This is a genomic window from Nocardia asteroides (assembly GCF_900637185.1).
Classification (GTDB): Bacteria; Actinomycetota; Actinomycetes; order Mycobacteriales; family Mycobacteriaceae; genus Nocardia; species Nocardia asteroides.
The window spans coordinates 6,072,378-6,086,244 of sequence record NZ_LR134352.1 but is presented as its reverse complement, the minus strand read 5'-3'; the positions used below and the strand labels follow the sequence as shown (position 1 = coordinate 6,086,244).

The 13,867-nt window shown below is 70.2% G+C and carries 16 protein-coding genes; 9 read left to right on the top strand and 7 right to left on the bottom strand.

The genetic code is table 11. The annotated features are described in order from the left end of the window. The first annotated feature begins 45 nt into the window (after positions 1-45). Entirely contained in the window at positions 46-432 is a 387-nt protein-coding gene (locus EL493_RS28325) for a MerR family transcriptional regulator (RefSeq protein ID WP_407938924.1), read from the top strand. A 26-nt stretch (positions 433-458) separates the two neighbouring features. Here the strand turns inward: EL493_RS28325 and ftsX are convergent, their stop codons facing one another. The 6 genes from ftsX to EL493_RS28300 all read right to left on the bottom strand — a co-directional run bounded on the left by ftsX (position 459) and on the right by EL493_RS28300 (position 5,297). Beyond that, entirely contained in the window at positions 459-1,361 is a 903-nt protein-coding gene (gene ftsX / locus EL493_RS28320; RefSeq protein ID WP_019048560.1) for a permease-like cell division protein FtsX, read from the bottom strand. Further along, a complete protein-coding gene (ftsE, locus tag EL493_RS28315) occupies positions 1,361-2,050 on the bottom strand; it encodes a cell division ATP-binding protein FtsE (RefSeq protein WP_019048559.1) in 690 nt (229 codons plus the stop codon). The genes ftsX and ftsE overlap by 1 nt, the downstream gene beginning before the upstream one ends. Positions 2,051-2,122: 72 nt before the next feature. Then, positions 2,123-2,272 carry a hypothetical protein gene (locus EL493_RS32550; RefSeq protein ID WP_022565475.1) on the bottom strand — a complete coding sequence of 50 codons (150 nt, stop codon included), beginning with the start codon at positions 2,270-2,272 and terminating at the stop codon, positions 2,123-2,125. After that, entirely contained in the window at positions 2,259-3,116 is an 858-nt protein-coding gene (locus tag EL493_RS28310; protein WP_019048557.1) for a mechanosensitive ion channel family protein, read from the bottom strand. The genes EL493_RS32550 and EL493_RS28310 overlap by 14 nt, the downstream gene beginning before the upstream one ends. A 140-nt stretch (positions 3,117-3,256) precedes the next feature. Beyond that, positions 3,257-4,375 carry a peptide chain release factor 2 gene (gene prfB, locus EL493_RS28305; RefSeq protein WP_030203420.1) on the bottom strand — a complete coding sequence of 373 codons (1,119 nt, stop codon included), beginning with the start codon at positions 4,373-4,375 and terminating at the stop codon, positions 3,257-3,259. Positions 4,376-4,439: 64 nt separating this feature from the next. Further along, on the bottom strand, positions 4,440-5,297 hold the full coding sequence (locus EL493_RS28300; RefSeq protein WP_019048555.1) for a helix-turn-helix transcriptional regulator: 858 nt from the start codon (positions 5,295-5,297) through the stop codon (positions 4,440-4,442). A gap of 144 nt (positions 5,298-5,441) precedes the next feature. Here EL493_RS28300 and EL493_RS28295 point away from each other — a divergent pair, with 144 nt between their 5' ends. The 8 genes from EL493_RS28295 to EL493_RS28260 all read left to right on the top strand — a co-directional run bounded on the left by EL493_RS28295 (position 5,442) and on the right by EL493_RS28260 (position 12,531). Further along, positions 5,442-6,032, top strand: coding sequence for an NADPH-dependent FMN reductase (locus tag EL493_RS28295; RefSeq protein WP_019048554.1), 591 nt, complete (start codon positions 5,442-5,444; stop codon positions 6,030-6,032). Between the two features lie 87 nt (positions 6,033-6,119). Further along, positions 6,120-6,905 carry a histidinol-phosphatase gene (hisN, locus tag EL493_RS28290; RefSeq protein WP_019048553.1) on the top strand — a complete coding sequence of 262 codons (786 nt, stop codon included), beginning with the start codon at positions 6,120-6,122 and terminating at the stop codon, positions 6,903-6,905. A 95-nt stretch (positions 6,906-7,000) separates the two neighbouring features. Further along, positions 7,001-8,992 (top strand): DNA helicase RecQ, encoded by a 1,992-nt coding sequence (recQ, locus tag EL493_RS28285; RefSeq protein ID WP_019048552.1) that lies wholly within the window; start codon positions 7,001-7,003, stop codon positions 8,990-8,992. Positions 8,993-9,043: 51 nt separating this feature from the next. After that, on the top strand, positions 9,044-9,277 hold the full coding sequence (locus tag EL493_RS28280) for a hypothetical protein (RefSeq protein WP_019048551.1): 234 nt from the start codon (positions 9,044-9,046) through the stop codon (positions 9,275-9,277). A 198-nt stretch (positions 9,278-9,475) separates the two neighbouring features. Continuing rightward, positions 9,476-10,078: a YdcF family protein gene (locus EL493_RS28275; protein ID WP_019048550.1), complete on the top strand. Its 603-nt coding sequence runs from the start codon at positions 9,476-9,478 to the stop codon at positions 10,076-10,078. A 119-nt stretch (positions 10,079-10,197) separates the two neighbouring features. Continuing rightward, a complete protein-coding gene (locus tag EL493_RS28270) occupies positions 10,198-11,142 on the top strand; it encodes an acyl-ACP desaturase (protein ID WP_019048549.1) in 945 nt (314 codons plus the stop codon). A 55-nt stretch (positions 11,143-11,197) separates the two neighbouring features. Beyond that, positions 11,198-11,671, top strand: a complete 474-nt coding sequence (gene smpB, locus EL493_RS28265; protein WP_019048548.1) for an SsrA-binding protein SmpB — start codon at positions 11,198-11,200, stop codon at positions 11,669-11,671. Then, complete coding sequence (locus EL493_RS28260) at positions 11,668-12,531, top strand: DMT family transporter (RefSeq protein WP_019048547.1); 864 nt, start codon at positions 11,668-11,670, stop codon at positions 12,529-12,531. Before smpB ends, EL493_RS28260 begins: the two co-directional genes overlap by 4 nt. 7 nt (positions 12,532-12,538) lie before the next feature. On the opposite strand, the gene EL493_RS28255 is transcribed toward EL493_RS28260, so the two are convergent. Then, positions 12,539-13,831: an ABC transporter substrate-binding protein gene (locus EL493_RS28255; RefSeq protein ID WP_022565477.1), complete on the bottom strand. Its 1,293-nt coding sequence runs from the start codon at positions 13,829-13,831 to the stop codon at positions 12,539-12,541. Positions 13,832-13,867 lie beyond the last annotated feature (36 nt).

Here is a 13,867-nt window from a genome sequence, read left to right as displayed (position 1 = left end):
TCGGAGGTTAGGGATTCACATGGATGTGAAGGTCAAGGCGAGCGTGTGGACGGTCACATGCTGATCGGCGAACTCGCGCACCGGACCGGCGTCAGCACCCGGCTGCTGCGCTACTACGAGGAGCAGGGACTGCTGCATCCGGACCGCGGCCCGAACGGGTACCGCAGCTATCCGGAGGTGTCCGTGGCGGCCGTGGCCAAGATCCGCGAGCTGCTCGCCGCCGGCCTGACCACCGACGACATCGCCCAGCTGATGCCCTGCGCCGAACCGGACGGGCCGGTCCAGGCGTGCGAGATGTCGGTGCGGATCATGTCCGAGCGCACGGCCGAGCTGGAGCGGCGCATCGCGGGCCTGGACCGGCAGCGCGCCGAACTCACCGCGCAGCTGGGCGCGTCACTGGCCGCGCGGACGCCGACGGCGGGGACCCGGTAACCGGATCCCCGCCGTCGAAGGTTTGCCTATTCGCGGACGTAGAACCGCAGCGTGAGGTAGGCCGTGACACCGGCGAAGACGATGCCGATCGGCGCGATGGTCAATGCCACCACGGCGATGTCGTCACCGGTGATGCGCGGGAACACATTGCTGTCGAACAGCGGGCCCAGCGCCCGGTCGATCACCAGCGGACGCGCGATCACCAGGCCGAGGATCGCGAGCACCGAGCCGACGAACGCCGCCGCCACCGCCTCCAGCAGGAACGGCAGCTGGGTATACCACCGGGTCGCGCCCACCAGGCGCATGATCCCGACCTCCGTGCGCCGCGTGTACGCGGCGATCTGCACCATGTTCAGCACCAGCAGCATCGCCGCCAGCGCCATCACCAGCGCCAGGCCGAACGCCGCGTTGCGCAGGCCGTCGAACAGGCTCACCAGCCGGTCGACGAACTCCTTGTCGTTGGCCACGATCCGCACGCCCTGCCGGGTCGCGAAGCTGTCGTAGATGTGCTGGTACTGGTCGGCGTCGGTCATCTTCACCCGCAGCGACGCGGGCAGCGGGGAATCGGCGATGTACTGCACCATCTCCGGCTGATCGGCGAACAGCTTCTTGGCCTCCTCCAGCGCGTCGGCGCGGTTGAGGAACTGCACGCTCTCCACACCCGAGGTGCTCTTCAGATCGGCCAGCAGCGACTTGCACGGATCGGCCGCGCAGTCCGGATCGGTGTCGGAGACCGCGTCGTCGAGGTAGAAACGCACCTCGAGCCTGCCGATGAAGAAGTTCTCGGTCTTGTCGGCCATCCGCACCGACAGCATGCCGCCGCCGAGCATCATCAGCGACACCGCGGTGGTCAGGATCATCGCGATGGTCATCGTCAGGTTGCGGCGCAGCCCGTCGGCGACCTCGGTGAACAGGAAACTCAGTCGCATTATCGCCCCACCCCGTAGACACCGGTCGCTTCGTCACGCACGAGTCTGCCGTGGTCGAGCTCCACCACCCGCCTGCGCATCGCGTCGACGATGTGGTTGTCGTGGGTGGCCATGAGCACCGTCGTGCCGGTGCGGTTGATCCGTTCCAGCAGCGCCATGATGTCGGCGCTGGTGTCGGGATCGAGATTGCCGGTCGGTTCGTCGGCCAGCAGGACCAGCGGCCGGTTGACGAACGCGCGGGCGATCGCCACCCGCTGCTGCTCACCACCGGACAGCTCCGACGGCAGCCGGTTGCCCTTGCCGCCGAGCCCGACCATGTCGAGCACCTCGGGCACGGTCCGTTCGATGAACTGGCGCCGCTTGCCGATCACCTCGAGCGCGAACGCCACATTCTGCTCCACGGTCTTCTGCTGCAGCAGCCGGAAGTCCTGGAAGACGCAGCCGATCCGCTGCCGCAGCTTGGGTACCTTCCGCCCCGGCAACCGGTCGACCCGGAAATCGGCGACCCGGATCTCGCCCGCGGTCGGCGTCTCCTCCTTGAGCAGCAGCCGCATGAACGTCGACTTGCCGGAACCGGACGGGCCGATGATGAAGACGAACTCGCCCTTGTCCACCTCGACGGAGACGTTGTCCAGCGCCGGCCGCGTCGAGGTCTTGTACGACTTGGTGACGTTGCGCATGGTGATCACGGGGAGCCAGTGTAGCCAGCGACCCCGCCGTGACCGGGCCCCGTGACGCCGTCGGCGAGGCGGCGAGCAACCCTACGGCGTCGGATCCACCCAGGTGGGCACGGCGTTGAGCAGCGACACCGGGCCGGTGTTCGTGGTCTCGGCGGGCTTGACGAACAGGTAGACGACGAACGTGGACACCCAGGTGGCCATCAGGATCGCCGTCGACTTACGTGGTTTCACTGATTCCTTCCTTACGCAGGGCGGCCGCGACGCGCACGCGCAACTCGCGCCCCACTTCGAATTGTTTGCCCGGCAAAGTGCGGGCAACCATCCGGATGTTCATCTCGTCGAGCGAGAGATCTTCCACACCCATCACGGACGGTTCGTCGAGGAGCAGGGGCTTGAGGCGGCGGTCCTGGTAGGCCTTGGTGCACACCTCGTGCAGGACCTCGTTGATCTTGGTGATGTCGGCCTGGGCCGACACCGGTACGTCGATCGCGGCGCGTGCCCAGTCCTTGGAGAGGTTGGTCACCTTCACGATCTGCCCGTTGGGGACGGTGATCACTTCGCCGTCGGAGTTGCGCAGCGTGGTGATGCGCAGCGTCACGTCCTCCACCGTGCCCTCGGCCGCGTCAGCCGATCCGGTGACCGCGATTCGCACCACGTCACCGAAGCCGTACTGGCGTTCGGTGATGAGGAAGAACCCGGCCAGAATGTCCTGCACGATGCGCTGGGCGCCGAAACCGAGCGCGGCGCCGAGCACGGCCGCCGGGGCGACCAGACCGGTCACCGCGAAGCCCAGCCTGCGCAGCACCTCCATGCCCACCAGCACGTAGACGATGGTCAGCACCACCCAGGTGATGACCTGGGCCAGGGCGTGCCGATGCTTGGCCGCTTCGGTGCGGACCAGCGCGTCGCTGGAGTGGAAACCGGCGTCGATCTTGGTGGTCACCCGGTCGCGGACGAACGCCGCGAACCGGCCGAACAGCATCGCGCCGACGATCAGCAGGACGATCTCGAGCCCGCTCGAGCGTAGCCAGGCGGTGATCTCCGGCGCCGTGTTGATGGCGAGAACGCCGCTCATCGCATCGCCCCGGTCGAGAGCCGACGGGCGTTGCGCTGACACAGTTCCGGTTCGCTCGAACACACACCAGAAAGGTTACAGCCCGGTCACGGTGCTCGGTCAAACGCGAAGTCGCTCACAGCGTGCGAGCGAACAGGTGGCTACGCGTCGGCCTGTTCCCGCATGCGCCAACGGATTCCGGACTCGATGAAGCCGTCGATGTCGCCGTCGAGCACCGCCGAGGGGTTGTTCACCTCATAGTTGGTGCGCAGATCCTTGACCATCTGGTACGGGTGCAGCACGTAGGAGCGCATCTGGTTGCCCCACGAGGCGCCCTCGTTGGTCTTGAGCGCGTCCATCTGCGCGCGCTCTTCCTGGCGCTTGCGCTCGAGCAGCTTGGCCTGCAGCACGCGCATGGCCGAGATCTTGTTCTGCAGCTGCGACTTCTCGTTCTGACAGGTCACCACGATGCCGGTGGGGATGTGGGTCAGACGCACCGCCGAGTCGGTGGTGTTGACGCTCTGACCACCGGGGCCCGAGGAGCGGTACACGTCGACGCGGACCTCGCCCTCGGGGATCTCGATGTGGTCGGTGGTCTCCACCACCGGCAGCACCTCGACCTCGGCGAAGGAGGTCTGGCGGCGACCCTGGTTGTCGAACGGGCTGATCCGCACCAGGCGGTGCGTGCCCATCTCCACCGACAGGGTGCCGTAGGCGTAGGGCGACTTCACCGCGAAGGTGGCGCTCTTGATGCCCGCCTCTTCGGCATAGGAGGTGTCGTAGACCTCGACGACGTACTTGTGCCGCTCGGCCCAGCGGATGTACATGCGCATCAGCATCTGCGCCCAGTCCGCGGCGTCGACGCCACCGGCGCCGGAGCGGATGTTCACCAGCGCGTCGCGCTTGTCGTACTCGCCCGAGAGCAGGGTGCGCACTTCCATCGCCTCGATGTCGACGCGCAGGGTGGCCCGCTCGGCGTCGGCGTCGGCGGTGGCCTCCTGGGCGGCCTCGCCCTCCTCGGCCTCGGCCAGTTCGTAGAGCACCGGCAGGTCTTCCAGCCGCTGGCGCAGATCCTCGACGCGGCGCAGCTCGCTCTGCGCGTGCGACAGCTCGCTGGTCACCTGCTGGGCGTGATCCTGGTTGTTCCACAGCTCGGGGTCGGCCGCCTGGTGCTCGAGCTCGTCGATGCGACGGCGTAGCTCCTCGACATCGAGCACCGACTCGACCGTCTTGAGCGTGGTGTCGAGTTCGGCGAGATCGGCGATAACGTCAGGATGCACGATGTCCAAGGTTACCGGTCGCCTCCGACACCGCGAAACACCCTCCCGCCGGGGGCGGTGCGGGTCAGCTCGCGACCGCGCGCAGGCCGCCGGGGTGGCGTCCGACCAGGCGATCCAGTGCCGTCGCGCTCGCTTCGTCGGCGGGCAGCAGCACGTACAGCGACTGGTCGTCGTCCAGCGACAGCTCCAGGGATTCGTAGGCCAGCCGCAGCGTGCCCGCCTCGGGATGCCGGATCCGGTTGATCCCACCCGAGGGCGGCAGGCCCGGCAGCGACGCCAGCCGATCGGTGAACGGCGCGCCCGCGGTGACGGTGAGCTCGTCGACCAGCGCGGCCACCATCGGGTCGGCGCGGAACGGGCCCTGTTTGAGCGAGGCGACCAGCTTGTCGGCGGCGTCGTCCCAGTCCGGGTACAGCTCGCGCGCGCCCGGATGGGTGAAGACGAACCGCGCGACATTGGCCGGTTCGCCCTGCTCGAACAGGCCGCTCGGTGTCATCAGCGTGCGGTAGCCCGCGGTGCAGGCCAGCACCTCGGTGAACCGGTTGGTGATCGCGGCGGGCGCGGGATCGAGCTGGTCGAGAATCGCCCGGACGGTGGGGCGCACGGTGCGGTTCGGGCCGTTCTCCGCGGCGCCGCAATTGAATCCGGACACGCCCTTGGTGAGCTGATGCAGATGCACCCGCTCGCGCGGGCTCAGCCGCAGCGTCTCGGCCAGCGCCGACAGCACCGGCGCGGACGGATGCCGATCCCGGCCCTGCTCGAGCCGGATCAGATACTCCACGCTCACTCCGGCCAGCATGGCGACCTCGGCGCGGCGCAGGCCGGGCGTGCGCCTGCGCGGACCGGCGGGCAGGCCCACCTCGGCGGGGGTCACCGCCTCGCGGCGCGTGCGCAGGAACAGGCCGAGTTCGTTGTCGCTCACCTGATCGACGGTACCCAGCCGGGCGGTCCGGAGAGTGGCCGTGCCACTACCACTCTCCGCGTGGTCTCCCTGGCAGCTCCGGGAGCGGCGAACGTTATCTGCACCGGCCGATCGGGCCGGCGCAGGACGACAGAGGAGAACACCGTGTCCGCACAGCCACTGAAGCTCGCGATCATCATCGGCAGCGTCCGCGAGGGCCGGTTCGGACCGGTGGTCGCGAACTGGTTCGCCCAGCAGGTCGACGACCGTTTCGACGTCGACATCATCGACCTGGCCGACGCCGAGGTGCACGCGGCGCTGCCCGCGATGCCGCCGGCGCTCGAGCCCGACCCGCAGCGTCCGGCCGGCATGGGCGCGCTCACCGAACGGCTGTCGGCCGCCGACGCCTACGTCATCGTGACGCCCGACTACAACCGCAGCTACCCGGCCGCCCTCAAGGCCGCCATCGATTGGCACTTCACCCAGTGGGACGCCAAGGCGATCGGCTTCGTCGGCTACAGCGGCGGCTCCGGCGGGCTGCTCGCCATCGAGCACCTGCGACAGGTGTTCGCCGAGCTCAACGCCCACACCGTGCGCAACTACGTCTCGTTCCCCCGCTACTACCTGCTGTTCGACGAGAACGGGCAGCTGAGGGAACCGGCCGAGTTCGAGGCCGCGGCACAGGCGCTGCTCGACCAGTTGCACTGGTGGACAAGCGCTCTGGTGGCGGCACGAGCGGCCCGGGTCGCGGCGTGATCCCGCGCCTGCGGGTGCCCGGCGCGGTCGCCGGCGGGCCGGGGGTCGCGACCACGGGTGCGCCGGCCCGCCGAATACACTTCCCGCGTGGCTGCCTACTCCGCTGACCTGGACCTTGCCCTTCGACTCGCCGACGAGGCCGACGCGATCTCGCGGGTGCGGTTCGGCGCCGTCGACCTGAAGGTCGACGCGAAGCCGGACCTCACCCCGGTCTCGGACGCCGACCTGGCGGTCGAGCAGGCCATCCGCCGCGTGCTCGGCGCGGAACGCCCCGGCGACGCGGTGCTGGGCGAGGAATTCGGCGGCGACGCCGAGTTCACCGGCAGGCAATGGGTGGTCGACCCGATCGACGGCACCAAGAACTTCGTCCGCGGCGTCCCGGTCTGGGCCAGCCTGATCGCGCTCCTCGTCGACGGCGTCCCGGTGGTGGGCGTGGTGAGCGCGCCCGCGCTGGGCAGGCGCTGGTGGGCGGCGGCGGGCTCGGGCGCCTGGACCCAGGTGCACCCCGGCGCCCCGAAACCGATCAGCGTGTCGGCGGTGGGCGAGCTGGACGCGGCCAGCCTGGCCTTCTCCAGCCTGTCCGGCTGGCACGAGCGCGGCCTGCGGGAAACGTTCGTCGACCTCACCGACGCCGTCTGGCGAGTCCGCGGTTACGGCGACTTCTTCAACTACTGCCTGGTCGCCGAAGGCGCGGTCGACATCGCCGCCGAGCCCGAGGTGTCGCTGTGGGACCTGGCCGCCCTCGACATCCTGGTCCGCGAGGCGGGCGGCACGTTCACCGCCCTGGACGGGCAGCCCGGCCCGCACGCCGGGTCCGCCGTCGCCACCAACGGCCTGCTCCACGACGAGGTCATCGGCCGTCTGCGCGGCTGATTCGGGTTATCCACATGTGAGCGACCGGCGGTGAACGCCGCCGTCGGGCCCGGTGGACGGGCTGCGCGGTCGGGCCGCGCTCGTAGGATGGCCCGGTGAGCAATTCCGGCGCCACAGCCCCCGATGTCGACGACTTCCCGCCCGAGGACTATCCACCCGACGACGCCTACGCGTCCGGCGGCGGGTACGTCGCCGAGCACGACTTCGACGACACCGGCGGCTTCCACTTCGACGATCTCGCCCCGGCCACGCCGGGCCGGGCCGCTCCGCCCGCACGGGGCGAGACGGCCGAGGACGTGCTGCGCCGGGTCTTCGGCTACGACAGCTTCCGGGGGGATCAGGCCGCCATCGTCGAACAGGTCGTCAGCGGTGGTGACGCGCTGGTCCTCATGCCGACCGGTGGCGGCAAGTCGCTGTGCTACCAGGTGCCGTCGCTGGTGCGGCCCGGCGTCGGCGTGGTGGTCTCGCCGCTGATCGCGCTCATGCAGGACCAGGTCGACGCGCTCAGCGCGCTCGGTGTGCGGGCGGGCTTCCTGAACTCCACCCAGTCGCTCGACGAGCGGCGCACGGTCGAGGCGCAGTTCGTCGCGGGCGAACTGGATCTGCTCTATCTGGCGCCGGAACGCCTGCGCCTGGAGGCCACGCTGCGGCTGCTAGACCGCGGCACGGTCGCGCTGTTCGCCATCGACGAGGCGCACTGTGTGTCGCAGTGGGGCCACGACTTCCGGCCCGACTACCTGGCGCTGTCGCTGCTGCACGAGCGCTGGCCCGACGTGCCGCGGATCGCGCTCACCGCCACCGCCACCGAGAAGACGCGCGCCGAGATCGTCGAGCGGCTCGACCTCGGCGGGGCCAAGCAGTTCGTCTCCAGCTTCGACCGGCCCAACATCCAGTACCGGATCGAGTCGAAGAACCGCGCCGACCGGCAGCTGCTGGAGTTCATCCGCGCCGAGCACCCCGGCGACGCGGGCATCGTCTACTGCCTCTCGCGCAATTCGGTGGAGAAGACGGCGGCGCTGCTCAACGAGAACGGCGTGCGCGCCGTGCCGTATCACGCGGGCCTGGACAACCGGACCAGGGCGGAGAACCAGGCCAGGTTCCTGCGCGAGGACGGCCTGATCGTGGTGGCCACCATCGCCTTCGGCATGGGCATCGACAAACCCGACGTGCGTTTCGTCGCCCACCTCGACCTGCCCAAATCGGTGGAGGGTTACTACCAGGAGACCGGCCGCGCGGGCCGCGACGGGCAGCCGTCCACGGCCTGGATGGTGTACGGCCTCAACGATGTCGTCCAGCAGCGCAAGATGATCGACTCCAGCGAGGGCGACGCCGCGCACCGCAGGCAGCTGCAACTGCACCTGGACGCCATGCTCGCGCTGTGCGAGACCGTCGGCTGCCGCCGCGTCCAGCTGCTGCAGTACTTCGGCCAGTCCGGCCGGGCCTGCGGCAACTGCGACGTGTGCCTGAACCCGCCCGAGACCTGGGACGGCACGGTGCCCGCGCAGAAGCTGCTGTCGACGGTGCTGCGGCTCAAACGCGAACGCGGACAGGCCTTCGGCGCGGGTCACGTGATCGACATCCTGCTCGGCAAGGCCAATCCGAAGATCACCCAGCACCGGCACCACGAACTGTCGGTCTTCGGCATCGGGACCGATCTGCGCGACACCGAGTGGCGCGGCGTCGTCCGGCAGCTGCTCGCCGGCGGACTGCTCGCGGTGCAGGGCGAGTACGGCGTCCTGGCGATGACCGACGCGGGCAACGAGGTGCTGTTCGAGGGCAGGCAGGTACCGATGCGCCGCGAACCCGAGCGCGCCGCCCGGCCCGCCCGCGCGGCCAGATCCGCCAAGGCCACCGTCGACCTGGCCGCGAGCGACGTGCCGGTGTTCGAGCGACTGCGGGCCTGGCGCGCGGCCACCGCGAAGGAACAGGGCGTGCCCGCCTACGTGGTGTTCCACGACGCCACCCTGCGCGACATCGTTGCGCGCAAACCGGGTTCGCTGGCCGAGCTCGGCAGCGTCGGTGGGGTCGGTGAGAACAAGCTGGCCCGCTACGGCGAGGGGGTGCTGGCCGCACTGGCCGAGGACTAGGCGCCACGGGAACTCCGCGACGAACCGGGCCCCGCGCGATACTGTCGAGAGATGGCGAACGGCGAAGGCTCCGAGGACACTCCGAGCGGCGCGAGTTCGGGCGGCGGCGATACTCCGCTGCCGCCGATGCCGCACCGGCACATCGACCCGTCGGTCGCGCCGTCGCTGCTCGGCGGCCGGCATCCGGTGGTGCACCGGGGCAGGCCGCGCTGGTCGACGGTGGCGCTGATCGTCGTCTTCACGACGGCGCTCGCGCTCTACCTCGCGCTGCGTCCCGGCGGCTGATCCGTCCCGCCCAGCGGTAACCGGGACCCCGGCCGGTTCCGGAATCTTTGCGATGCTGCGCCCCAGCGGATCTCGCCCACGCGCTGTGACCTGTGGTAACCGCAGGTCGAAGCCCTTCCCGCACACCCGGCGGCAGCGCACTGTTGGCCTCCTCGACCGATCGCGCCGATCGGTCGCCGGCTCGAGGAGGCGACGGGAATGCTGTGGGCGACCTGGATGATGCGTGGGGTGTGTGCCGCGGTCACGGCGGCCGGATTGGTCTGCGCGGCAGCCCAACCGGGCGCCGCCGAGCCGGTGCAGGACCTGCACCGGCTGCTGACCCCGGGGCTGCCGGGCACCTACGGCGGCGACACCGCCGTGGTGATCCTCGGCTACGGCCTCACCCCCGAGGGCACGATGCGCCCGGAACTGATCCGGCGGCTGCGCGCGGGCGCGGTGCAGGCGGTGTTCGCGCCGTGGTCGCCGATCATCGTCACCGGCGGTAATCCGCGGGCCGGCCTGAGCGAGGCCGACGCGATGGCCGACTGGCTCGTCGCCGCGGGCATCGACCCGGCCCGGATCCTGCGGGAGCCGCACGCCGAGTCGACCGTCGCCAACGCCCGCAACACCGCGGCGGTGATGGCCGAACACCAGTTGCGCTCCGCGGTGCTGGTGACCTCCGGCGACCACGTCGACCGGGCCAGAGCCGCCTTCGCCGACGCGGGCGTCCTCGTCGTCGGCGAACTCACCCCCGACCGCACCCTGTGGCCCGCGCTGCCGCTGCGGATCGACCAGTTCGGCCCCGCTCTGCCCCCGGCCTAGCCCGCACCACGTCGCCGCTGTGAGCGGACACAGTGTTTCGTCATGTGACCGCCGCCGTCACAATCGCCCGGCCATCGTTGGCCCCAGGGGAACCGCCCCGCGACACCGAGGTGACATCTATGACGCTCCAGCTGTCCGATCGCGACATCCTGGCCGAGCTCGAACCGACCGCCGAAGCCAACCTGAACGACCACCTGGCCAAGGCCAAGGACTGGAACCCGCACGACTACGTGCCGTGGGACGAGGGCCGCAACTTCGCCGAGATGGGCGGGATCGACTGGGAGCCGGGGCAGTCGCGGCTGAGCGAGGTCGCCAAGGCGGCCATGATCACCAACCTGCTCACCGAGGACAATCTGCCCTCCTACCACCGGGAACTGGCCGACACCTTCGGTTTCGACAACGCCTGGGGCACCTGGGTCGGCCGCTGGACCGCCGAGGAGAACCGGCACGGCACCGTCATGCGCGACTACCTGGTGGTGACCCGCGCCGTCGACCCGGTCGCCCTCGAGGCGGCCAGGATGACCCACATGACCGCGGGCATCGCCAAGCCGGAGCCGGGCTCGCAGTTCCTCAAGGGCGTCGCCTACGTCACCTTCCAGGAGCTGGCCACCCGGATCAGCCACCGCAACACCGGACGCCTGTGCGACGACCCGATCGCCGAACGGATGCTCGCCCGAATCGCCACCGACGAGAACCTGCACATGGTCTTCTATCGCAAGCTGTGCGCGGCGGCGCTCGAACTCACCCCCGACGCCGCCATGCGGGCCATCACCGACGTGGTCCTGCGGTTCCAGATGCCCGGACTCAACCAGCCCAACTTCCGCCGCAACGCGGTGCTGCTGGCCAAGCACGGCGTCTACGACCTGCGTCAGCACCTCGACGTGGTGCTCGGCCCGGTCCTGCGCACCTGGCGGATCTTCGAGCGCACCGACTTCGGCGTCGAGGGCGAACGCGCCCGCGACGAACTGCACGCCTACCTCGCCGACCTCGAGCTCAAGGCCGCCCGCTTCGAGGAACAACGCGACCGCGCGCTGGCCCGCGCCGCCGAACGCGCCGCCGGCTGAGCACCGGACGGACCTCGGAATAAACCGGTGGCGCGGTCACTTAGAGTTGACCGTTATGAAGGAAAAGGGGCGCAAGGTCATCGCGACCAACCGCCGGGCGCGGCACAACTACACGATCCTCGACGTCTATGAGGCGGGGATCGCGCTGGTCGGTACCGAGGTGAAGAGCCTGCGCGAGGGCAAGGCCTCGCTGGTCGACGCCTTCGCGACCGTCGACAACGGCGAGGTCTGGCTGCGCGGCCTGCACATTCCGGAGTTCAGCCACGGCACCTGGACCAACCACGCGCCGCGGCGCACCCGCAAGCTGCTGCTGCACAAGCGCGAGATCGAGCATCTGGTCGGCAAGTCCAGGGAGGGCAACCAGACCCTGGTGCCGCTGTCGATGTACTTCTCCGACGGCAAGGTGAAGGTGGAGCTCGCGCTCGCCAAGGGCAAGCAGGACTACGACAAGCGCCACGACCTCGCCCGCAGGCAGGCCGAGCGTGAGGTCACCCGCGAACTGGGTCGGCGGGTCAAAGGCATGCGTTGATCTCCGTGCTGCTGGCGCTGGTCGCGGCGGCAGGTTACGGAGTCAGCGATTTCTTCGGCGGTATCGCCGCCCGGCGGGTCACCGCGCTGCGGGTGGTGGTGGTGTCCTACCCCTGGTCGGTGCTGCTGGTCCTGCTGATCGCGCCGTTGGTCGGCGGGTACGCGGACACGGCGTCGATGCTGTGGGGGCTGGCCGCGGGCGTGGCCAGCGGGCTGGCGGTGTGGTGGTTCTACGCCGCGCTCGCCGACGGGCCGATGTCGGTGGTGTCGCCGGTGACGGCGGTGCTGGTGGCCGGGATCCCGGTCGTCGCCGGGTTCTTCCTCGGGGAACGCCCGGGTCCGGCCGCGGTCGCCGGTATCGCGCTGGCGCTGGTCGCGGTGGTGCTGGTGAGCCGCGAAGCGCCCGACGAGACCACCGAGGAGATCATCGGCGGGCGCGAACTGCGGTTCACCCGCAAGGTCGCGCTGCTCACCGTCGGCTCGGGGGCCGCGTTCGGGTTCGCGTTCTTCTTCCTGCACGAGACCAGCGCGAGCGCCGGGCTGTGGCCGTTGCTCGGGCAGCGCGCCGCCGCCACGGCCGTGGTCTGGACCTCGGCCCTGGCGGCGGGTCAGTTCCGCGGCCTGCGCGGCGAACCGCTGCGGCTGGCGCTGGCGGTCGGGGTGCTCGACGTGATCGCCAACGCCGCGCTGCTGTACGCCTTCCACGGGTCGATGCTGTCGGTAGTCAGCGTGATCGGCTCGCTCTATCCGGCCGCGACGGTGCTGCTGGCGATGGTCCTGCTCGGCGAGCGGATCAGTGCCGTGCAGAAGGTCGGCATGGGGCTCGCGCTCGCGGCGGTGGCGATGATCGCCGCGAGCTGAGCCGCCACTACAGCCGGGTGCAGGGCTCGTGCAGGTTCAGCTTGCCCAGCGTCTGGCCCTGATAGCCGACCTCGATCGCCCTGGCGCCCATCGGTGCGGTCTTGTCCGGTTCGAACACCGAGGACCACTCCACGTCGGGATCCGGCCCGGCCGCGCCGGTCGGGTGGATGGCCACCATGCCCTCGCCGTCGGGCCGCAGGTCGACCACCGCCCGCCGCAGCCCGGCCCGGGTGAGCTCGCCGTTCTCCGCCGCCGCGCGCAGCAGGGCCGCCAGCGGATAGGAGATCGCCCAGCCCAGCGAATAGCCGAAGTTGGACGGCTCCCGGTCGACCGCGGCGCGGGCGTGCCTGGCGCCCGCGCTGTCGCCCAGCCAGCTGTCGACGGGGGTGGTGTAGTTGTACAGCGCGGTCAGCGCGGGCGCCGCCGCCGTCTGCAACAGGGCGGCGTTCCAGGTCGGCAGCGAGCCGAGGAAACGCCCGGTGAACCCCGACTTCACCAGCTTGCCCACGATCTCGGCGGTCTCGGCCGGGCCGGTGGCCAGCAGCACCAGGTCGGGCGCCGCGGCGAGGATCTGCGCGACCGGCTCGTCCTGGTTGCCGACCTCGCCGTTGGGGCCGGTGTCGATCCGGTCGGCGATGGTGGCGCCGTTGGCGATCGCCCATTTCAGCGCGCCGCTGGCGTAGTCACCGCCGTAGTTGCCGCGGTAGGCGACCACGGCGATGTTGCGCGGCTGGTAGTGCGCGCGGGCGAACCAGTCCAGCCCGTTCACCGCCTCCGTGCAGTAGGAGTAGCCGGCGCTCAGCACCAGGTTGCGGTCGGCGCTGCGGTAGTTCCAGCCCGACCACTGGGTGGCCGCCACGCTGACCATGTCGTCGGCGTCCATCTGGTTGAGCATCGCGATGGTCTGCGCGGTGCCGAAGCTCATCGCCAGCGCGAGCACCTGCGGCTCGATCTCGGCGTAGGAGGTGCGGTGGAGGCGGGGGTCGAGGGAGGTGTTGCGGGTGTTGGTGGTGATGTCGACATCGTAGCCGCCGATGCCGCCCGCGCGGTTCACCTCGTTCCAGAACGCCACCTGCCCCTCGTGCATCGAGGCGCCGAGCGCGCTGAACGGGCCGTTCTCGAGATCGGACAGGACGCCCAGATAAATACAGCCCCGGTCCTGGTGAGCGGATCCGGGGCAGGGTGAGCTGGTGACGCCGGGCTCGGACGACGACTCGCCCGAGGAACACGCCGCGACCAGTACCAGGCTCGCTACGACGGGAACGACCGCCGATCGGCGTAACCGACTGGTGAATGCCATGAGGTAACTCCTTGTTCCAGCCGCGCACGGGATCTC

What these genes read in the sequence shown, in the direction of transcription:
- ftsX (WP_019048560.1), bottom strand. Translation starts at nt 1,361, where the DNA reads ATGCGACTGAGTTTCCTGTTCACCGAGGTCGCCGACGGGCTGCGCCGC.
- EL493_RS28310 (WP_019048557.1), bottom strand. Translation starts at nt 3,116, where the DNA reads ATGAGCGGCGTTCTCGCCATCAACACGGCGCCGGAGATCACCGCCTGG.
- EL493_RS28280 (WP_019048551.1), top strand. Translation starts at nt 9,044, where the DNA reads ATGGCGAACGGCGAAGGCTCCGAGGACACTCCGAGCGGCGCGAGTTCG.
- EL493_RS28275 (WP_019048550.1), top strand. Translation starts at nt 9,476, where the DNA reads ATGCTGTGGGCGACCTGGATGATGCGTGGGGTGTGTGCCGCGGTCACG.
- EL493_RS28270 (WP_019048549.1), top strand. Translation starts at nt 10,198, where the DNA reads ATGACGCTCCAGCTGTCCGATCGCGACATCCTGGCCGAGCTCGAACCG.
- smpB (WP_019048548.1), top strand. Translation starts at nt 11,198, where the DNA reads ATGAAGGAAAAGGGGCGCAAGGTCATCGCGACCAACCGCCGGGCGCGG.
- EL493_RS28255 (WP_022565477.1), bottom strand. Translation starts at nt 13,831, where the DNA reads ATGGCATTCACCAGTCGGTTACGCCGATCGGCGGTCGTTCCCGTCGTA.